This is a genomic window from Marinimicrobium sp. ARAG 43.8, from assembly GCF_050113635.1.
Taxonomy (GTDB): domain Bacteria; phylum Pseudomonadota; class Gammaproteobacteria; order Pseudomonadales; family Cellvibrionaceae; genus Marinimicrobium.
In genome coordinates this window covers 1-759 of sequence record NZ_JBNJLT010000033.1, presented here as the reverse complement: position 1 = coordinate 759, position 759 = coordinate 1, and the positions used below count along the sequence as shown (strand labels likewise).

Here is a 759-nt window from a genome sequence, read left to right as displayed (position 1 = left end):
ATCACTTCCATCGGATATTTATCTGGCGCCGACTCAGAAGCCAGCCAGTCCGCTTTCGTCATAGAGTCCTCACAACCAAGTAATAAATGCAATGCCAATATAAGAACGAATCGACGTCGGGTTTTAATCGTCATAGTACATTCGCCTGCGTTGACCTTCGTGAAGCCGCGGTGACATCCCCACTCCAGAATAGTGCGCCGAAAAATGCAGGTACTGGTGGCGGATGATATAGAGCAAAGGGTCTTCGCCTTGCCAATGTTCTGGCATTGATTTGGCAACTGATGAAACATAAGACTGTATACGACTTTGCAAGTCCCGCAGCTCTTCAAGCTCTTCACTCAAATCAATAAGCTCCAGAAACTTCTGCTCATTCATGACCACCCCTTCTTCTTTTATAAAACCCGCCATAAGCTCCAAAGGAATTTTGCTATAACTGGTTTTCACCAGCGCCCGCTCGGCATGAATGACCTGATTCGCGGTGTCTCGGGAGCTGGGTAACGTCAACTCCTCAGGGCGATACCAGCCTTGGGCCAGAAACCAGTCACGATCCGCGTGGCGATCACGCCGATGCCCTCTGTAGACAATCTGTGCCTCAGCGCCAGATCGGTAGCCCCCGCCCACATCGCTATGCGCACCGGGCAGGCAGATGCGCCGCCCTTTTTCCCCGGCGCTGTTAATGGCGGTCAGGGAAAAGTTTTCCCGGTATTCCTCTGAGGCTTCCAACTGAATCACCCGGTTGGCTCGACGAATGGAGTCCAG

Annotated in this window: 1 protein-coding gene; it reads right to left on the bottom strand. The window is 52.2% G+C overall.

Features of this window, described 5'->3' with window-relative positions:
* Positions 1-123: 123 nt before the first annotated feature.
* Positions 124-759, bottom strand: a 636-nt coding sequence (locus ACQCLF_RS16030) for a hypothetical protein (RefSeq protein WP_426989099.1), incomplete at its 5' end; no start/stop codon positions are given.